Raw genomic sequence first — 19,565 nt, 5'->3', positions numbered from 1 at the left:
ATCATTAACATCGAAAAAATTTATCTAGTTTAACCCAAAGCTTAAATAGTTCCTTTTTACATCCTACGACGGCGCTGCATAAAAAAAGCCTATCCGAAGATAGGCTTTCGATCACAATTTAAAATATGCGCTTATTTCAATAATAAGCTGTTAATGCGTTTTAGATATGCAGCTGGATCTTCTGGTAAACCACCTTCCGCAATCATCGCTTGATCAAAAATCACATTTGCAAGATCGTCAAATTGTGCTGAACCATCCAATTTTTTCACTAATGGATGCTCAGGGTTAATCTCTAAAATTGGCTTGCTTTCTGGGACTGCTTGACCTGCTTGTTTTAACATGCGAATCAACTGTGGAGACAATTCGCCTTCACCAGTTACCAGACACGCTGGAGAATCAACCAAACGAGTGGTTACACGCACTTCTTTGGTTTTGTCTTTTAATGACTCAGACAGCTTTTCAACCACAGGTTTAAACTGCTCAGCCGCCGCTTCTAATGCTTTTTTCTCTTCAGCATCCTGTAAATCACCTAAGTCTACAGCACCTTTTGCGACATTCTGCATTGGTGTCCCGTCAAACTCATGAACAAATTCCATTGCCCATTCATCTACACGTTCAGTCATTAGCAGAACATCGATGCCTTTTTTCTTGAATAACTCAAGTTGTGGCGAGTTTTTAGCAGCGGCTAAGCTTTCCGCCGTTACATAATAAATCGCCTTTTGACCTTCTTTCATTGCTGCTTTGTAGTCAGCCAATGAAGTAGTGACCTCATCATTGTTTGAAGTTGCAAAGCGTAGAAGCTTCAAAATTCGGTCACGATTGGTGAAATCTTCACCCAAACCTTCTTTTAAGACAGACCCAAACTCAGCATAAAACTTCTTAAATTTCTCTTGATCTGCTTCATCTTCAGATTTAGCTAAAGTATCTAAAGTTGTTAAGATTCGACGTGTGTTGCCTTCACGGATGGTTTTAACATCTCGACTTTCTTGAAGTAATTCACGACTCACATTTAACGGTAAGTCTGCGCTATCCACAACACCTTGTACGAAACGTAAATAGTTCGGGATGAGATTATCTGCATCATCCATGATGAAGACACGTTTCACATAGAGCTTGATACCTGCTTTCGCTTCCCGTGAGAAAATGTTGTGCGGTGCTTTACTTGGGATATACAGTAATTGCGTATATTCAGTGCTCCCTTCTACACGGTTATGCGCCCAAGTAATCGGTGCTTCAAAGTCGTGACTTAAGTTTTTATAAAACTCAATATACTGTTCTTCAGTAATGTCATTCTTACTACGTGTCCACAATGCGCTGGCAGAATTGATCGCCTCCCATTCACCCGTTTTGACATACTGGCCTGGTTTGGCTTCTTCTCCCTCAGCCGCTTCTTCTTGTTGCCATACCTCTTTTTCCATTTGAATTGGTAAACTGATATGGTCTGAATATTTATTGATAATTTGCTTTACTTTATAACTTTGCAAATAATCTAATGCGTCTTCACGCAAGTGTAGAATAATATCTGTACCGCGACCTTCTTTTGTAATTTGCTCAACTTCAAATTCGCCTGTACCACCACTGATCCAACGTACACCTTCTGAAGCTTCAGCCCCTGCACGACGTGATTCAACTGTGATTTTATCAGCGACAATAAAGCCAGAATAAAAACCGACACCAAACTGACCAATTAACTGTGCATCTGACTTTTGATCACCGGTTAATTTAGACATAAAGTCTTTAGTACCAGATTTAGCAATCGTACCCAAATTATCAATAGCTTCTTGTTGGCTTAAACCAATACCGTTGTCTGAAATGGTGATGGTTTTATTATCTTTATCCAATTGTACGCGTACACGTAAATCTGGATCATTTTCATAGTATTCAGGATGATTAATCCCTTCAAAACGTAATTTATCACATGCGTCTGAAGCGTTTGAAATTAGCTCACGAAGGAAAATTTCTGGATTTGAATAAAGTGAATGCGTCACTAAATGTAAAAGCTGAGCAACTTCCGCTTGGAAACTATGTTTTTGTGTATTCTGCTCGCTCATAAACTACTCCTTAAACACATCAAAACAATTTTTTTGAATGCTTAATGAATGGTGTAGCTTCTAATTTTTTCAATGGTCAAAATTAAATTTTTTTAAAAAGGACCTTGTTTGTAAATTCGATCAAGATGTATTTCTAGTTTTTGCTGACGCATTTGATAGACATGATTTAAGCATTGCAAATTTGCTTGGCATTGATCACGTAATTCCAGCCATTTGACTTGTTCATTCTGAATGATTGATCGCATTCCCATCGGTACTAAACGACGTAGAATTTGATAAGTGGCAGCCATTTTAACATCTGCATCATTCAGGATACGATGTTCACAAACAGCTTTCTCAGTTTCGGACTGCGCCTTTTTGCAATCAAAACTCGCTGCAAATACTGGAACACTTCCACATGCAGCCAGTACAATGATGAGTTTTATGAATTGGTTCTTCATGCATACTACTCGGTTATGAGCTTTCTAGATTATTGAAAAAAATTGTTTTTTTATATGGTATTTTCTACCTGTTATAGTACAACACATAAAAAAAGCCCTATTGAATAATAGGGCTAGGAGCAACTTTATTTTTAGAATTTGTAGCTGTAACCAATGCTATAGATGACTGGATCTATATCTAGCTTGAACTTTGTTGTTCCATCTACATTCACTTCAGGGTTCAAATCTGCATAACGTACGTCAGCAAATACACCCCAGTTTTTTGCATCAGCTGGTTGGAAATTGAAACCTAACTGCGCTGCATAACCAAAATCTTCTTTTACACTTTGAACGCCTTGCTCATCCCAAGCAATAAATGCTGTTGCACCAAGACCAACATAAGGTGTAAATCCCGAGGTATTTTTAAAATGATATTTCGCAGTCAGTGTTGGTGGTAAATGTTTAATCGTCACTGCATCAGCGCCATTAATCAAAACATTATGGCGAACTGGTGTGGCTAATAATAATTCAGCAGAAATTTGATCATTAAAGAAATATTCCACCGAAGGGGTAAAAGCAAATTCATCATCGGCTTCCACTTTAGCTCCTCCTAGAGCGGCCACAGTGGTATCTTGCGTTGGAGAAATTGCAGATGCACCTACCTTAAGTTGCCATTCTCCTGCCAGTGCATTTGCTGACATCCCAACTAAAACAATCAGTGCAATTTTATTTAACATTATTATAACCTCTGAAAGAAATATCTAAATAAACCACTATTTAAATATAATAAACATGCCAAAAATTAATATGCAACTCTCAAAAATTAAATAAAATACATTTTATTTATAAATAACTGATTATAATAATAATTTATTTTAAATAATACCAATTTAGTCAATTATAAAACCATCAATTATTTTAAATAACCTATTAATCATATTATTTTACTCGGAATTTTTTATTTAATTCTACTATTTTAATCTGATTTAAAATAAAAAAGGCGATTATATTAATCGCCTTTTATTCAATCATTTTTTAAATGTAGTTATAGGACCATTGCCGCGATCCAACCAAAAATCATCAATGGAATATTGAAATGAATAAATGTCGGAATCACACTGTCTTTCATATGATCATGTTGACCATCCATATTCAAGCCTGATGTTGGTCCTAAAGTCGAGTCTGAAGCTGGAGAGCCTGCATCACCTAGAGCTGCAGCAGTACCTATGAGCGCAATTGTTGCTGCTGGACTAAAACCAAACTGAATACATAATGGGACATAAATGATTGCAAGAATTGGCACTGTGGAGAATGATGATCCTATACCTAGTGTAATTAACAATCCGATGAGTAACATCCAGAATGCTGCCCAACCTTGACTATCACCAATCCATGCGACTGAAGCCTCAACTAGCGTTGGAACCTGACCAGTAGCGCCGATCACTGCTGCAAAACCTTGTGCTGCGATCATAATAAAACCCACGAGTGCCATCATACGCATACCAGTAATGATGACATCGTCAGCTTCTTTCCACTTGAAAATACCTGCACAGCTTAGGATCGCCACACCGACTAAACCAGCTAAAATCATCGAATCAGAATACAATTGCACTGCAAGCGTTGCTAAAACAGCCCCCCCCGCCATATAAATCGTAAATTTAGAAACCTCCGGTCTCGCAGAACCTTCTTGAACACCCATTTCACCCGAAATGCTTTGTGGTTGTTCTTCGACATGAATGTCACGATATTCTCGTGGTTTACGATAGCTATAAAACACTGCGATTAATAAACCTACGAACATCCCAAACACAGGAATCGCCATCGCAGAAGGGATTTGATCATAATCAATTTGGAAGCCAAGTGGTTCACCAAAAGTATTGATGTTTTGACCTAAAATATCATTTAGGAAAATTGCACCAAAGCCGACTGGGATCAACATATAAGTTGCACATAAACCAAATGTGAGTAGACATGCAACCAATCGTCGATCAAGCTTTAAATGGTTGAATACCATCAATAATGGTGGAATCAATACAGGAATAAAAGCAATATGCACGGGAATTACGTTTTGAGAACAAACAGCCGCTATTGCAACCGTTGCAAAGATGGCATATTTGACACGATTTTGTATTTTAAGATTAGCCTCACCTTTAAGTGAATTAATCATTTTATATGCTAGAAGATCTGGCAAACCTGAACGAGCCAAAGTTAAGGCAAATGCACCAAGTACACCATAAGCTAAAGCAATCTGGGCACCCTTGCCCAAACCACCATTAAACGCTTCCATAGTGCCTTGTAAACCAAGACCAGCCAATAGGCCTCCTGTTACAGCACCAATGATCAGTGCAAATACCACAGGCACACGAGCCAAAGAGAGGCCAAACATGACCCCAATGGCAGCAAGAATTGCAAACATAAGAAATAGGAATCAGACAAAAAAACTATTTTATCAGAATTTGTTTGTAATAAATCTGCTCATCAGGGGTTGATACCTTCACTCGTCAGATTCTATTCGCCTTGCGCATTTTTTTTTGCAAATTGTTTAATATACGATGCGATCTCTTGGGCACGACTTAAAACAGCCCAATGATTCGCATCTAGCTCAACACGTTCAAAACCTGTCGCCCATTTTGGAATTTCGTCAATCAACTCTGGACTTACATATTTATCGCGTTTTAAGACTACCGCTTGAACGGGGCAAATCGCATGACGTTGACGAGGCATCATTAGACGTGGAATAAAGTTTGCCCGATACAGTGCCACACCATACTCACCATCCTTAGAGATATTTTGGTTTACAGGTAAGCCTTTTGTATCTTCAAGAATTTCAAATATTTTGCCCCAGCGATCTGGATTGAGAAAATTCCACATCGTCGGTGCAACTACGGGTAGCTGAAATAGTACGATGTACCAAGACTTAATCAATTGCTTAAAGAACTTTGGTTTTTGATGTTTGAATTGTTCACGCATCCAATAAGCAGCATGGTCCAAGCATGGTCCAGATATAGTGGTATATGAAAGAATACGACCTTTAAATTTAGATTCTGTTACGGATTCCCATGTTTGAATTGAGCCCCAATCGTGTGCTGCCACATGAAAGTTTCGATTTGGCAACAGATGATTTACCACACTCTCCAAATCCAAAGACAGTTGAGCTAATGCATAAGCGCGAATCTTTTTCGGTACGCTCGATTGACCAGCGCCACGCACATCATAAGTCACAACAAAATAATCTTCGATTAAATTCGAAATGATTGGTTCCCATACTTCTTGATTGTCTGGATAACCATGCACAAGCACCAATGCCGGCTTATTCCGATCTCCCCATGTTTTAGCATAGAGTTTTTGTTGATCTGTCGTGTTAATCCAATGCGATTCAAATTGCATAATATGCTCAACCTTTTTTGTTATTGATTGACCGTTTTCTTGGTCTACGATGATTTTCGATCAATGCCAGAATATTTTTTGTACTTTAGTATGCTAACTAATGAAATAAAAATAATTGACCTAAATGAGTATTTTGAAAAAGCTAACGACAATTCCGTTAATCTCCAAGTATATGTTTAATAGCTTTGCACCCTTTCAAGGCGCAGGCATTACTATCGATAAAATCGACTTAAAAAATCATCATATTCGTGTAAAAATGCCACTTACACGAAAAAATAAAAATATTGTGGGTGTCCACTTTGGCGGTAGCCTTTATTCTATGGTTGACCCATTCTATATGACATTACTCATGTATCACTTAGGTGATAAATATATTGTTTGGGATAAGGCTGCAAGCATCGATTTTTTAACTCCTGGTCGTAGCACTGTTTATGCAGATATCCGCATTGATTCCAGTGAAATACAACTCATCAAAGAGCTCGCTAGCAATCATGCTCCTGTTTACCGTAACTATACTGTGAATATTATGGATGAATCAGGCTTACGGATCGCAGAAGTTCACAAAACTGTGTATATCCGTCGCAAGAAGGCAAAAGCCACACGTTTCCGTTAATAAAAAAAGCGCTCTATGAGCGCTTTTTTTTATCACTTTAGCAAATTAACGATTATTTTGTTCTATTGCTTTTGCTCTATCGCTGCTCCTGCACCGCCGCCAATTGCACCACCAATTGCAGCGCCAGAGTTACCACCAAAAATACTTTTACCTACTGCAGACCCGATTGCACCGCCTACACCACTATAAGTGGCATTACGATCTGAGCCCCCTTGAGCTTTACTACCTACAGCGGCACCTGCACCACCACCAAGCGTTGCACCAACACCACCACCAACATTATTACCAACACCACCACCAAGTGCACCGCCTGCAGCAGCTGCACCAATACGCTGTTGATTCGGCGTCATGCTTTCACAACCTGCAAGGAGCATTGTAGATACGGTTGCCATCGCCATGACAGCTGTTAACTTTTTCATCTTGATGTCCCTCTTTGTCTATTTATATAAGCATATCGCGATCTAGAGAATAAAATTTTCAATTTCTGTTACAAGACAACGCGAAAATGATGCTATTTGTAAAGATTTTTTTTCAAAATAGATATTTAGCCTCAAATTCACATTATCAAACTCAATAAAAAAAGGCACCCGTAGGTGCCTTCTTAATTCAGTTTAGATTAAAACTGATCTTCATTTAATGCTTGTGAGAACGCTTGGTCAACTTCAGAGAAGTCATTAACCAATTCGTGTTCAGCAGCTTCTGCTTCTTGACGACGACGCTCTAAGTGGTAAGCCAAACCTGTACCCGCTGGGATCAAGCGACCAACAACCACGTTTTCTTTTAGACCGCGTAAATCATCTTCTTTACCTGTTACAGCAGCTTCAGTTAACACACGTGTTGTTTCCTGGAACGATGCAGCAGAAATGAACGAGTCAGTAGAAAGTGAAGCTTTCGTGATACCCATCAATTGACGTTCAAACTTCGCAGGGAACTTGTTCTGAGCAAGTACTGCTTGGTTTTCTTGGACAACACGGATGTAATCCACTTGCTCGCCTTTGATGAAGCTTGTATCACCACCATCGATGATCTCAACTTTACGCAACATTTGACGTACGATGACTTCAATGTGCTTATCGTTGATTTTTACACCTTGGAGACGATATACGTCTTGAACTTCATTCACGATGTAGTTTGTCAACGCCACTTCACCTTTCAAACGTAAGATGTCATGTGGATTTTGCGGACCATCAGAAATCGTTTCACCACGGTTAACATGCTCACCTTCAAACACGTTAATCGTACGCCACTTAGGAATTAACTCTTCGTAAATCTCTGAGCCATCATCCGGTGTGATCACAAGACGATTCTTACCTTTAGTTTCTTTACCAAAGCTTACAACACCTGAAACTTCTGCAAGGATCGCATGTTCTTTCGGCTTACGCGCTTCAAACAAGTCAGCTACGCGTGGAAGACCACCGGTAATATCACGAGTACGTGAAGTTTCTTGAGGTACACGACCAATTACATCACCCACACCAATTGTTTCGCCATCACGGACAGTCACAATTGTATTTTGTGGTAAGAAGTAGAACTGTTCACCACCATCAACTGTATCTAATACAATCGCTGGACGTAAGTCTTTACCAGAAGCTGGACGAGACGTTACAGGTAAAATTTCAACTGTCGTCATACCAGTTGCATCATCTGTTTTCGATGTTGCAGTCACGCCATCAGCGATTTGGCTGAAACGTGCTTTACCAGCAACTTCTGTTACCAATGGATGCGTATGCGGATCCCAAGTCGCTACAATACCGCCAGCTTCTACCGCACCACCATCTTTAATCAAGATTGAGGCACCGTAAGGAAGTTTATAGCGCTCACGCTCACGACCGATGTCATCAGTGATACCAATCTCACCAGAACGAGATACAGACACTAAGTGACCTTTAGCGTGTTGCACTGTCTTCACATTATGGAAACGGACAAAGCCTGCATTACGTACTTGAACACTGTTCGCAGCAGAAGTTCGGCTCGCAGCACCACCCACGTGGAATGTACGCATCGTTAACTGTGTACCTGGCTCACCAATGGATTGAGCAGCCATTACACCCACTGATTCACCTGGATTCACCAAGTGACCACGTGCAAGGTCACGACCATAACATTTCGCACATACACCAAAAGTAGATGCACAGTTTACTACTGAACGCACTTTAACTTCATCGACACCTTGCTCTTCTAGGTAGTTTGCAAGTTTCTCATCGATGAGTGTATTACGTGGCAGTACCACTTCATCAGAACCTGGTCGCTTCGCATCTTCAGCCAGTACACGACCGAGCACACGAGTACCTAAGTTCTCGATAACATCACCACCTTGAATGAATGGCGTCATTACGAGACCGTCAAAAGTACCGCAATCTGGCTCAGTAATCACTAAGTCTTGCGCTACGTCTACAAGACGACGTGTCAAGTAACCCGAGTTCGCTGTCTTCAATGCTGTATCGGCCAAACCTTTACGCGCACCGTGTGTTGAAATGAAGTACTGAAGTACTGTCAAACCTTCACGGAAGTTCGCTTTAATTGGTGTCTCAATAATCGAGCCATCCGGTTTTGCCATCAAACCACGCATACCTGCAAGCTGACGAATCTGTGCTGCACTACCACGGGCACCAGAGTCAGACATCATGTAGATGGAGTTGAATGATTTTTGTTTCTCATCTTCGCCCTGTTTGTTCTTAACAGTCGTGTAAGACAAGTTATCCATCATCGCTTTCGCTACTTGGTCGTTTGTACGTGCCCAAATATCGACAACTTTGTTATAACGTTCACCGGCAGTTACGAAACCTTGTTCGAACTGTTGCTCAATTTCACGAACTTCAACTTCAGCTTTCTCGATGATTGAATACTTCGCAGGTGGAATCACCATGTCTTCCATACCAACAGACACGCCTGAACGTGTTGCTTGACGGAAACCGAGGTACATCAATTGGTCAGCAAAAATAACAGTATCTTTCAAACCAAGCTTACGGTAGCAAGAGTTGATCAATTTAGAGATGTTCTTTTTGGTCATCTCAACGTTGATTTGCTCGAAGCTTAAACCTTCTGGCACAACTTCCCAAAGTAAACAACGGCCTGGCGTTGTATCAACGATAATGGTTTGTTGCTCACGCTCACCATTTTCATTGATCACAGTTTGATGTACACGAGCTTTAACGCGAGCATGTAAATCAACTTGACCTGTTGCAAGCGCACGGTTTACTTCGTGAGTATCCGCGAACACCATGCCTTCACCTTTGGCATTGATTGCATCACGCGTGATGTAATACAAGCCTAAGACAACGTCTTGCGATGGAACGATGATTGGTTCACCGTTTGCTGGAGACAAGATGTTGTTCGTTGACATCATTAACGCACGAGCTTCTAATTGAGCTTCAAGTGTTAATGGAACGTGTACCGCCATTTGGTCACCATCGAAGTCGGCGTTGAACGCAGCACATACGAGTGGGTGTAGACGGATTGCTTTACCTTCAATCAGTACAGGCTCAAATGCTTGAAGACCTAAACGGTGAAGTGTTGGCGCACGGTTCAACATCACTGGATGTTGACGAATCACAGATGCTAGAACGTCCCAAACTTCTGGAGTCTCACGCTCAACCATTTTCTTCGCAGCTTTAATGGTAGTTGCTTGACCAGACGCTTGTAATTTCGCGAAAATAAACGGCTTGAATAACTCAAGTGCCATTTTCTTAGGAAGACCACATTGGTGAAGACGTAAAGTAGGACCTACAGTAATTACCGAACGACCAGAATAGTCAACACGCTTACCAAGTAAGTTTTGACGGAAACGACCTTGTTTACCTTTGATCATGTCTGCCAAAGATTTAAGAGGACGTTTGTTCGAACCCGTAATCGCACGACCACGACGACCGTTGTCTAACAATGCATCTACAGACTCTTGTAACATACGTTTTTCGTTACGTACGATGATGTCTGGAGCAGCTAGGTCAAGAAGACGCTTTAAACGGTTGTTACGGTTAATCACACGACGATAAAGATCGTTCAAATCAGATGTCGCGAAACGACCACCTTCAAGTGGTACAAGCGGACGAAGATCTGGTGGAAGTACTGGAAGTACAGTCAACACCATCCATTCTGGTTTGTTATTCGACTCTTTGAACGCTTCCATTAACTTCAAACGCTTAGATGCTTTCTTAAGCTTCGTTTCAGAAGTTGTATTCGGAATTTCTTCACGTAAACGAGAAATCTCAGCTTCAAGATCAATGTCTTTCAACAAATCTTGAACTGCTTCAGCACCCATTTTCGCAGTGAATTCATCACCGTGCTCTTCTAATGCTGTGAAGTATTCTTCATCATTCAGAAGTTGGTATTTTTCGAAAGGAGTCATACCAGGATCTGTTACAACGTAAGATTCGAAATACAATACACGTTCGATATCACGTAGCGTCATGTCTAAAAGAAGACCGATACGGCTAGGCAGTGATTTTAAGAACCAAATGTGTGCAACTGGTGAAGCAAGCTCAATGTGACCCATACGTTCACGACGAACTTTCGCAGTTGTTACTTCAACGCCACATTTTTCACAAATGACGCCTTTGTATTTCATACGCTTGTATTTACCACACAAGCATTCGTAATCTTTTACTGGACCAAAAATTTTGGCACAGAATAAACCATCACGTTCAGGTTTGAACGTACGATAGTTAATTGTCTCTGGCTTTTTAACTTCACCATGAGACCATGACTTAATCATTTCTGGTGACGCAAGACCAATACGGATGCGATCAAACTCTACAGGAGCATGACCGTCTGAATCCGTCTTTTTGCGCATGATATCGAGCAAGTCTTTCAATTTTTTTCTCCGTGTGTTGTGGAGATTTTCACTTCACAACTGGGTCACAAATATTGTTTTTTAACTGAATTGGTAATCTCCCCTAACCCCTCTTTTTTAAAGAGGGGAAAGTCTCCCCCTTATCAAAGGGGGCTTTAGGGGGATTTAGTCACCATTTTTCAGTTCAATGTTGATACCTAAAGAACGGATCTCTTTGGTCAATACGTTGAACGATTCAGGCATACCTGGGTCCATATAATGGTTACCATCTACAATGTTCTTATAGATACGGGTACGACCCTCAACGTCATCCGACTTCACAGTCAGCATTTCTTGAAGCGTATAAGCTGCGCCATATGCTTCGAGTGCCCAGACCTCCATCTCACCGAAACGCTGACCACCGAATTGTGCTTTACCACCAAGCGGCTGTTGCGTTACAAGCGAGTAAGAACCTGTAGAACGCGCATGCATCTTGTCATCAACCAAGTGGTTCAATTTCAACATGTACATGTAACCTACAGTTACAGGACGGTCAAAACGTTCACCAGTACGGCCATCATACAGTACTGTCTGACCAGTACGTGAAAGACCAGATAGTTCTAATAACTCTTTGATTTGACCTTCTTCGGCACCGTCAAATACTGGTGTTGCAAGTGGAACACCTTTACGGAGGTTGCCTGAAAGTGCCAAGATTTCATCATCAGTTAAGCTATCAAGATCTTCTTGCTCGCCACCAACTTTGTTGTAAATCTTGTCTAAGAATTCACGAAGTTCAAGTACAGTACGTTGTTCTTTCAACATTTGATCGATCTTGTCACCAAGACCTTTCGCAGCCATACCCAAGTGAGTTTCAAGAATCTGACCCACGTTCATACGTGAAGGTACACCTAGTGGGTTCAATACGATATCTACTGGAACACCATTCGCATCATGTGGCATGTCTTCAACTGGCAAGATGTTTGATACAACACCTTTGTTACCATGACGACCCGCCATCTTATCACCAGGCTGAATACGACGTTTTACTGCTAGGTAAACTTTAACAACTTTCAATACGCCAGTTGTTAACTCATCACCTGTAGAAAGCTTACGTTTTTTCTCAGCGAATTTCTCATCGATTTCAAGACTCTTTTCTTTCAAGAATACTTGAATTTGAGTTAAACGCTCCGCGATGCCTTCATCTACTGGTTGGATATCAAGTAGATCAACAAGTTCTAGATTTGAAAGAACTTCATCAGTTAACTTATCGCCACGTTTTGTTGTACCGCCGCCATTAGACTCTTGACCATTCAACAAACGTACAACGCGCTCACGTGCAGCTTCTTCGAAGATTTTGTATTCTTCTTTCAAATCTTTACGGTATGCATCAAGTTGAGCTTTTTCAATCGCTTGAGCACGTTCGTCTTTCTCGATACCATCACGAGTAAACACTTGAACGTCGATGACTGTACCCTTCGTACCAGATGGAACACGAAGTGAAGAGTCTTTCACATCAGCTGCTTTTTCACCAAAGATTGCACGAAGCAATTTTTCTTCAGGAGTCAACTGCGTTTCGCCCTTAGGTGTTACTTTACCAACTAAAATGTCACCAGCAGTTACTTCAGCACCGATATAGACAATACCTGATTCATCAAGCTTAGAAAGTGCAGCCTCGCCTACGTTCGGAATATCAGCAGTAATTTCTTCAGAACCAAGTTTAGTATCACGCGCAACACAAGAGAGTTCTTGAATGTGAATAGACGTCAAACGATCTTCTTGAAGAACACGCTCAGATAATAAGATCGAGTCTTCGTAGTTATAACCGTTCCAAGTCATGAACGCGACACGCATGTTTTGACCAAGAGCCAATTCACCGCCATCAGTTGATGGACCATCAGCAAGTACATCACCACGACCAACTTTGTCGCCTAGGTTCACAAGTACTTTTTGGTTAATACATGTGTTTTGGTTTGAACGTGTGTATTTAATCAAGTTGTAGATATCTACACCTGCTTCACCCGCAACCATTTCATCTTCATTCACACGAATAACGACACGAGATGCATCTACGTATTCAATACGCCCGCCACGTTTCGCGATCACACACACGCCTGAGTCATGCGCCACGTTCGCTTCCATACCTGTACCAACAAGAGGCTTGTCAGCAATCAGCGTAGGAACAGCCTGACGTTGCATGTTTGAACCCATCAATGCACGGTTCGCATCATCGTGTTCAAGGAATGGAATCAGTGACGCAGCCACAGAAACAACCTGCTGAGCAGATACGTCCATGTGCGTTACTTTTTCTGGCGGCATACGTACGAAGTCACCTTGGTGACGAACAGATACGAATTCTTCTGTTAAGTTGCCATCTTTATCCAATTGAGAATCGGCCTGTGCAATCACAGTACCTACTTCTTCAATTGCTGATAAATATTCAACTTCATCCGTTACACGACCATCAACAACTTTACGATATGGAGTTTCTAAGAAACCAAAGCTATTCGCTTTCGCATATACAGATAATGAGTTGATCAAACCAATGTTTGGACCTTCAGGCGTTTCAATTGGACAAACACGACCGTAGTGAGTTTGATGTACGTCACGTACTTCGAAGCCCGCACGTTCACGTGTTAAACCACCTGGACCTAATGCTGATACACGACGTTTGTGTGTAATTTCAGACAATGGGTTGTTTTGATCCATGAACTGAGATAACTGGCTTGAACCAAAGAATTCTTTGATTGCAGCCGCTACTGGTTTAGCATTAATCAAGTCTTGTGGAGACAAGTTATCTGTCTCTGCTTGTGATAAACGCTCTTTCACAGCACGTTCAACACGAACTAGACCAACACGGAATTGGTTTTCTGTCATTTCTCCAACAGAACGCACGCGACGGTTACCTAGGTGGTCGATATCATCGACTTCACCTTTACCGTTACGGATTTCAACCAGTGTTTTTAATACGTCAATAATGTCATCGTTTGAAAGAATACCTTCAACTTCACGCGACTTCTGATCTGTACCCACTTCGTAAGGACGACCCAAACGACGGTTGAACTTCATACGACCGACTGGTGATAAATCATAACGTTCAGAAGAGAAGAACAAGTTATTGAACAAGTTTTCTGCAGCTTCTTTCGTTGGTGGCTCACCTGGACGCATTACCTTGTAAATTTCTACAAGCGCTTCTTCACGACCAGAAGTCGTATCAGCACGTAATGAATCAGCTACGAATGAACCGCGATCGATGTCATTGGTATAAAGTAGGTTAAATTGCTTAACGCCGCCTTCAGCAATTTTAACCATCACTTCATGGCTAAGAACCGTGTTTGCAGCAATCACATCACCATTGTGTAATGTAATGTCTTCAGCAGTAATACGCTCATACAAATATTCATCAGGTACTGGAAGTTTAGTTAAGCCTGCAGCTTCCATTTGACGAACATGACGCGCATTAATACGTTTACCTTGCTCAACGATTGTCTTACCGTCATTATCTGTGATATCAAATTGTGCCATTTCGCCACGCAGACGCTCTGGAACCAAGTCAATTTGATAGCTGCCCATGTCTAGATATACAGGAACTTTTTCATAGAACATGTCTAGAATTTGTTCGTTTGTATAGTTCAAGGCACGAAGAATCACAGTCGCAAGTAACTTACGACGACGGTCAATACGTACGTATACTAAGTCTTTAGCATCAAATTCAAAGTCTAACCATGAGCCACGGTAAGGAATGATACGTGCAGAATAAAGCACCTTACCACTTGAATGCGTCTTACCTTTGTCATGATCAAAGAACACACCAGGTGAACGATGTAATTGAGATACGATTACACGCTCAGTACCATTGATCACGAACGTACCGTTCTGTGTCATAAGTGGCATTTCACCCATGTACACTTCTTGTTCACGTACGTCTTTAATTGATTTCGTTTCGCGATCTTTAATGATCAAACGAATTTTTACGCGCATTGGTGCCGCATAAGTTGAGCCACGAAGAATACATTCGCGAACGTCAAACTCTGGTTTACCAAGGCTATACTCAACGAATTCTAAAGCAGCATTCCCAGAATAACTTTCAATTGGAAAAACTGAACGAAATGCGGCTTGGAGACCGATATCTTCGCGGTTTTTTGGTGTTTTGCCATCTTGAAGGAACGTTCTGTACGAGTCGACTTGAATCGCGAGCAGGTACGGAGCATCCATCACTTGGGGCAATTTACCAAAATTCTTACGGATCCGTTTCTTTTCGGTATATGAGTATGCCATCTGGAGTCCTCGGAAAGTAAACTAAACCCGCCTGCAGAACGGGTCTAGAAGGAATTACGCAGGTCGATATGACCACCACTTTGTTCAAATGCTGCAATGTTCAGTGGTATTAAAACGCTTAACAATATTTTTAAACATGGAAAAATATTGGTAAGCGTTTGATTTTATTCAATTATAGTTGGTATTGATGATTTTTACATCAAGTTAACAAAAATCGAGCCGATAATTGTAACGCAAAAAGGCTGATGACCCAAGAGCCATCAGCCAATTTTTGGGGTCAAATTAATATTGGCCCCATGGCGAAATTACTTAACAGTAACTTGAGCACCAGCTTCTTCAAGTTTCTTCTTAAGTTCTTCAGCTTCTTCTTTAGAAACACCTTCTTTAAGAAGAGCTGGAGCGCCTTCAACTAAATCTTTAGCTTCTTTAAGACCAAGACCAGTAGCTTCACGAACTGCTTTAATTACAGCAACTTTGTTAGCACCGAAAGAAGTCAACTCTACGTTGAATTCAGTTTGTTCTTCAGCAGCAGCAGCGCCAGCACCTGGAGCAGCAGCTACAGCTACAGCAGCAGCAGATACATTGAATTTCTCTTCAAAAGCAGAGATAAGTTCAACAAGTTCAAGAACAGTTTTTTCAGCAACTGCGTTTAAGATTTCTTCGTTAGTTAAAGCCATGAGAATAACTCCAAATGGATATTGAATGGTGTGGAAATTGATTTATTAAGCTTAAGCAGCTTCTGACTCGTTTTTCTCTTTGAGCGCAGTAATAAGGCGACCCAATTTCGAAATAGGAGCTTGAAGAACGTTTGCAAGCATAGTAAGCGCTTTTTCTTGGTTCGGAAGGTTCGCGATTACGCTAACTTCAGCACCTTGATAAACCTTGCCATCGAATGCAGCAGCTTTAAGTTCAAATGCTTTATTAGTTTTAGCAAATTCTTCAAACAAACGAGCAGCTGCGCCCATGTCGTCTTCAGAAGTCGAGAAAGCTAAAATTGTTGGGCCAACAAGGTTGTCGTTCAAGATATCGAACTGAGTATCTTGAAGAGCACGTTTAGCTAAAGTATTACGCACGATACGTGTAGTAACACCTAGTTTACGAGCTTCAACACGAAGAGCAGTTAATTGCTCAACAGTTAAACCTTGGTAGTCAGCAACAACAGCAGTGAAAGCAGTAGAAGCAACAGCGTTAACTTCAGCTACGATCTGTTTTTTGTCTTCGATAAGAAGAGCCATTGTAAAACCTCCTAACGGTGATTTATGTACTCACGCGAAGTACACTCCCAGTTCGTTAACTCATCACTGAGTCAACACGCGGAGGATGAACTAAATCACACCACCGCGTCTACGCAGGCTGGAATATTAAGAGCGAAGCATAAAACTCCCCTCGCCTGAGGTCTTTGACGCTGATAAATTCTCATTTACCAATTCAAAGTTTGCCTAAGTTCGCAAGAAATCCAAAACCGGTATCTTGCGTAAGATTTGAAGCAACGCTTCAAATCTTACTCAGGGCTTTAAAATTCTGTCTAAGTTAAACTTAGTTAGAAACGTTAGTTACATCAATAGTAAGACCAGGACCCATAGTTGAGCTTAAAGTGATCTTTTTGATATAAACACCTTTAGAAGTTGCAGGTTTTGCTTTCTTAAGGTCAGCTACAAGAGCTTCAACGTTTTGACGAACAGCTTCAGCAGTGAAACCTACTTGACCGATCGCAGCATGGATGATACCCGCTTTGTCTACACGGTAACGTGCTTGACCAGCTTTTGCATTTTTAACTGCAGTTGCTACGTCAGGAGTTACAGTACCCACTTTAGGGTTTGGCATTAAGCCACGTGGACCAAGGATTGTACCCAACTTACCTACAACGCGCATTGCATCTGGAGCAGCAATCACTACGTCAAAGTCAAGGTTACCCGCTTGAATGCTTTCAGCAAGGTCATCAAAACCAACTACGTCCGCGCCTTCAGCTTTAGCAGCTTCAGCAGCAGCACCTTGAGCAAACACAGCTACACGTACAGTTTTACCAGTACCTGCAGGAAGTGTAGTCGCGCCACGAACAACTTGGTCAGATTTACGAGGATCAACACCTAGATTTACAGCTACATCCAAAGATTCTTTGAATTTAGCAGCTGGAAGGCTAGAAAGTACTGCTACAGCTTCTTCCAAAGTATAAACTTTGTTCGCTTCTACAGCAGCTGCAATCGCTTTTTGACGTTTAGTTAATTTAGCCATGTCTTAAAGCTCCACTTCCAAGCCCATAGAACGTGCAGAACCAGCAATGGTACGTACACGCGCGTCTAAGTCAGCACCAGTTAAATCTGGTTCTTTAGTAGTCGCGATCTCTTCTAATTGAGCACGAGTCAACTTACCAACTTTAGTTTTGTTAGGTACAGCTGAACCCTTTTGGATACCAGCAGCTTTCTTAAGAAGAATAGCAGCAGGCGGAGTTTTCATGATAAATGTGAACGACTTGTCGTTGTACACAGTGATCACTACAGGAATCGGAAGACCAGCTTCAAGTTTTTGTGTAGCAGCATTGAATTCTTTACAGAATGCCATGATGTTTACACCACGTTGACCTAGTGCAGGACCGATTGGTGGAGATGGATTCGCTTTACCAGCTGGAACTTGCAGCTTGATATAGCCGTCAATCTTCTTAGCCATTTCAATTACCTCTGGGTACAAACGCCGATTAAGGCTCCCCAATATTTACAAGTAACGATACCGTTACAACAACAATGCCCGATTAATAAAATCGGGCGTTTTCAACCAATTCAGATTAAATTGTTTTTTCGACTTGGCGAAATTCCAATTCAACTTGAGTTGGTCGATTGAATACATTAATCGTCAACGTTAAGCGTGACTTTTCGTACTGGACTTCTTCCACCACACCTTTAAAGTCTGTGAATGGACCATCAGTAACCAATAATTCTTCGCCTGGCTCGAACATTGTCTTAGGACGAGGTGCTTCGCCAGTATTGCGTACACGTGCAAGAATCGCGTCAGCTTCTTTTTGCGTAATTGGAGCAGGCTTTTCTGCCGTACCACCAATAAATCCGAGTACTTTTGGACATTCTTTAACAATGTGCCAAGTATCATCATTCATTTCCATTTCAACTAACACATAGCCTGGAAAGAATTTACGCTCTGACTTACGTTTCTTACCATCCTTCATCTCTACCACTTCTTCGGTAGGAACAAGGACTTCACCAAAGCTATCGGCAACAGCGCTACGCTGGATTCGATCATTAAGCGAACGCATCACTTGTTTTTCATAACCTGAATAGGCATGAATAATGTACCAACGTTTCATAGCTCTTTTACCCGATAATAAACTTCATCAACCAACTAATAATGTAATCAAAACACCATAAACCAATAGCGGTGATTACAACAACAAGTAACACTTGCCATGATGCAGTTACTGTTTCTTGCTTTGTTGGCCAAATCACTCGACGCAGTTCAATGCGTGAGTCTTTCAACAAACGAACAAAGCCTTTGCCTTGATGGGTGGCGTATAATAAACCTAAAGCCACAACGATACAAGCCAAAATTACCCCAACACGCACCCAAATATTGTTTGCGGGAACCCAATATGCTGGAAGATGTTGATTTACCATAAGTGCACCAGCAAGTAATGCCAATGCAATAATCCATAAAATCACGTCAACTGGTGAACCAGATTTAACGACTTCAGCGGAATTGTTTCTTTGAGGAATTGGCGCGTCGCTTAATGCGTCACGCGATTTATCATTCGACATTTTTGTACTCGTCGTTGAATTCGCGACTTATTATATGACCAGTTTAGCCAGCATCAAGCTTTTTATCAAAAATAATTTGGCAGGCCAGGAGGGACTCGAACCCCCAACATTCGGTTTTGGAGACCGACGCTCTACCAATTGAACTACTGACCTATAACAAAACCGAGAATCGAAACTCTCGGTTTTCGTTTGTACTTCTATTATGCAGTTACTTTCGCAACAACACCAGCACCAACTGTACGACCACCTTCACGGATCGCAAAACGTAGACCTGGGTCCATTGCGATTGGG

General features: G+C 41.3%; 16 protein-coding genes and 1 tRNA gene. 1 reads left to right on the top strand and 16 read right to left on the bottom strand.

All coding sequences use genetic code 11. The features are described from left to right. Nucleotides 1-131 precede the first annotated feature (131 nt). The 5 genes from htpG to AC1M84_RS08035 form a co-directional block, all read right to left on the bottom strand. Nucleotides 132-2,051 carry a molecular chaperone HtpG gene (gene htpG, locus AC1M84_RS08055; protein WP_180028982.1) on the bottom strand — a complete coding sequence of 640 codons (1,920 nt, stop codon included), beginning with the start codon at nt 2,049-2,051 and terminating at the stop codon, nt 132-134. 92 nt (nt 2,052-2,143) lie between these two features. Further along, nucleotides 2,144-2,491, bottom strand: coding sequence for a lysozyme inhibitor LprI family protein (locus AC1M84_RS08050; RefSeq protein ID WP_035265964.1), 348 nt, complete (start codon nt 2,489-2,491; stop codon nt 2,144-2,146). Nucleotides 2,492-2,622: 131 nt separating this feature from the next. Further along, a complete protein-coding gene (locus tag AC1M84_RS08045) occupies nt 2,623-3,207 on the bottom strand; it encodes an OmpW/AlkL family protein (protein WP_481594793.1) in 585 nt (194 codons plus the stop codon). A gap of 308 nt (nt 3,208-3,515) precedes the next feature. Further along, a complete protein-coding gene (locus AC1M84_RS08040; protein ID WP_092766629.1) occupies nt 3,516-4,886 on the bottom strand; it encodes a Na+/H+ antiporter family protein in 1,371 nt (456 codons plus the stop codon). A 92-nt stretch (nt 4,887-4,978) separates the two neighbouring features. Further along, nucleotides 4,979-5,857 (bottom strand): alpha/beta fold hydrolase, encoded by an 879-nt coding sequence (locus AC1M84_RS08035; protein ID WP_180028978.1) that lies wholly within the window; start codon nt 5,855-5,857, stop codon nt 4,979-4,981. A gap of 124 nt (nt 5,858-5,981) precedes the next feature. Between AC1M84_RS08035 and AC1M84_RS08030 the strand changes: the two genes are divergently transcribed. Then, the gene (locus AC1M84_RS08030; RefSeq protein ID WP_035265952.1) at nt 5,982-6,470 is read left to right on the top strand and encodes a DUF4442 domain-containing protein; all 489 of its coding nucleotides are present in this window, start codon (nt 5,982-5,984) and stop codon (nt 6,468-6,470) included. Between the two features lie 62 nt (nt 6,471-6,532). On the opposite strand, the gene AC1M84_RS08025 is transcribed toward AC1M84_RS08030, so the two are convergent. The 11 genes from AC1M84_RS08025 to AC1M84_RS07975 all read right to left on the bottom strand — a co-directional run. Beyond that, complete coding sequence (locus AC1M84_RS08025; RefSeq protein WP_481594792.1) at nt 6,533-6,889, bottom strand: DNA transfer protein p32; 357 nt, start codon at nt 6,887-6,889, stop codon at nt 6,533-6,535. A 197-nt stretch (nt 6,890-7,086) separates the two neighbouring features. Further along, nucleotides 7,087-11,280: a DNA-directed RNA polymerase subunit beta' gene (gene rpoC / locus AC1M84_RS08020; protein ID WP_035265945.1), complete on the bottom strand. Its 4,194-nt coding sequence runs from the start codon at nt 11,278-11,280 to the stop codon at nt 7,087-7,089. Between the two features lie 144 nt (nt 11,281-11,424). After that, nucleotides 11,425-15,513, bottom strand: a complete 4,089-nt coding sequence (rpoB, locus tag AC1M84_RS08015; protein ID WP_092766627.1) for a DNA-directed RNA polymerase subunit beta — start codon at nt 15,511-15,513, stop codon at nt 11,425-11,427. Between the two features lie 305 nt (nt 15,514-15,818). Next, on the bottom strand, nt 15,819-16,190 hold the full coding sequence (gene rplL, locus AC1M84_RS08010) for a 50S ribosomal protein L7/L12 (RefSeq protein ID WP_035265942.1): 372 nt from the start codon (nt 16,188-16,190) through the stop codon (nt 15,819-15,821). Nucleotides 16,191-16,241: 51 nt separating this feature from the next. Beyond that, entirely contained in the window at nt 16,242-16,748 is a 507-nt protein-coding gene (gene rplJ / locus AC1M84_RS08005; RefSeq protein ID WP_035265941.1) for a 50S ribosomal protein L10, read from the bottom strand. A gap of 301 nt (nt 16,749-17,049) precedes the next feature. After that, complete coding sequence (rplA, locus tag AC1M84_RS08000) at nt 17,050-17,745, bottom strand: 50S ribosomal protein L1 (protein ID WP_035265940.1); 696 nt, start codon at nt 17,743-17,745, stop codon at nt 17,050-17,052. Nucleotides 17,746-17,748: 3 nt separating this feature from the next. Next, entirely contained in the window at nt 17,749-18,177 is a 429-nt protein-coding gene (gene rplK / locus AC1M84_RS07995) for a 50S ribosomal protein L11 (RefSeq protein ID WP_004813566.1), read from the bottom strand. 115 nt (nt 18,178-18,292) lie between these two features. Beyond that, nucleotides 18,293-18,826: a transcription termination/antitermination protein NusG gene (nusG, locus tag AC1M84_RS07990; RefSeq protein ID WP_035265938.1), complete on the bottom strand. Its 534-nt coding sequence runs from the start codon at nt 18,824-18,826 to the stop codon at nt 18,293-18,295. Nucleotides 18,827-18,833: 7 nt separating this feature from the next. After that, nucleotides 18,834-19,274, bottom strand: a complete 441-nt coding sequence (gene secE, locus AC1M84_RS07985; RefSeq protein WP_035265936.1) for a preprotein translocase subunit SecE — start codon at nt 19,272-19,274, stop codon at nt 18,834-18,836. Between the two features lie 77 nt (nt 19,275-19,351). Continuing rightward, nucleotides 19,352-19,427, bottom strand: a tRNA-Trp gene (locus AC1M84_RS07980). A gap of 47 nt (nt 19,428-19,474) precedes the next feature. After that, the coding region (locus tag AC1M84_RS07975) for an EF-Tu C-terminal domain-related protein (protein WP_019509660.1) at nt 19,475-19,565 on the bottom strand (91 nt) is incomplete at its 5' end.

The organism is Acinetobacter sp. 24-47-66 (assembly GCF_056779755.1).
The sequence above is the reverse complement of the archived record's forward strand: the minus strand, read 5'-3'. Positions and strand labels throughout refer to the sequence as shown.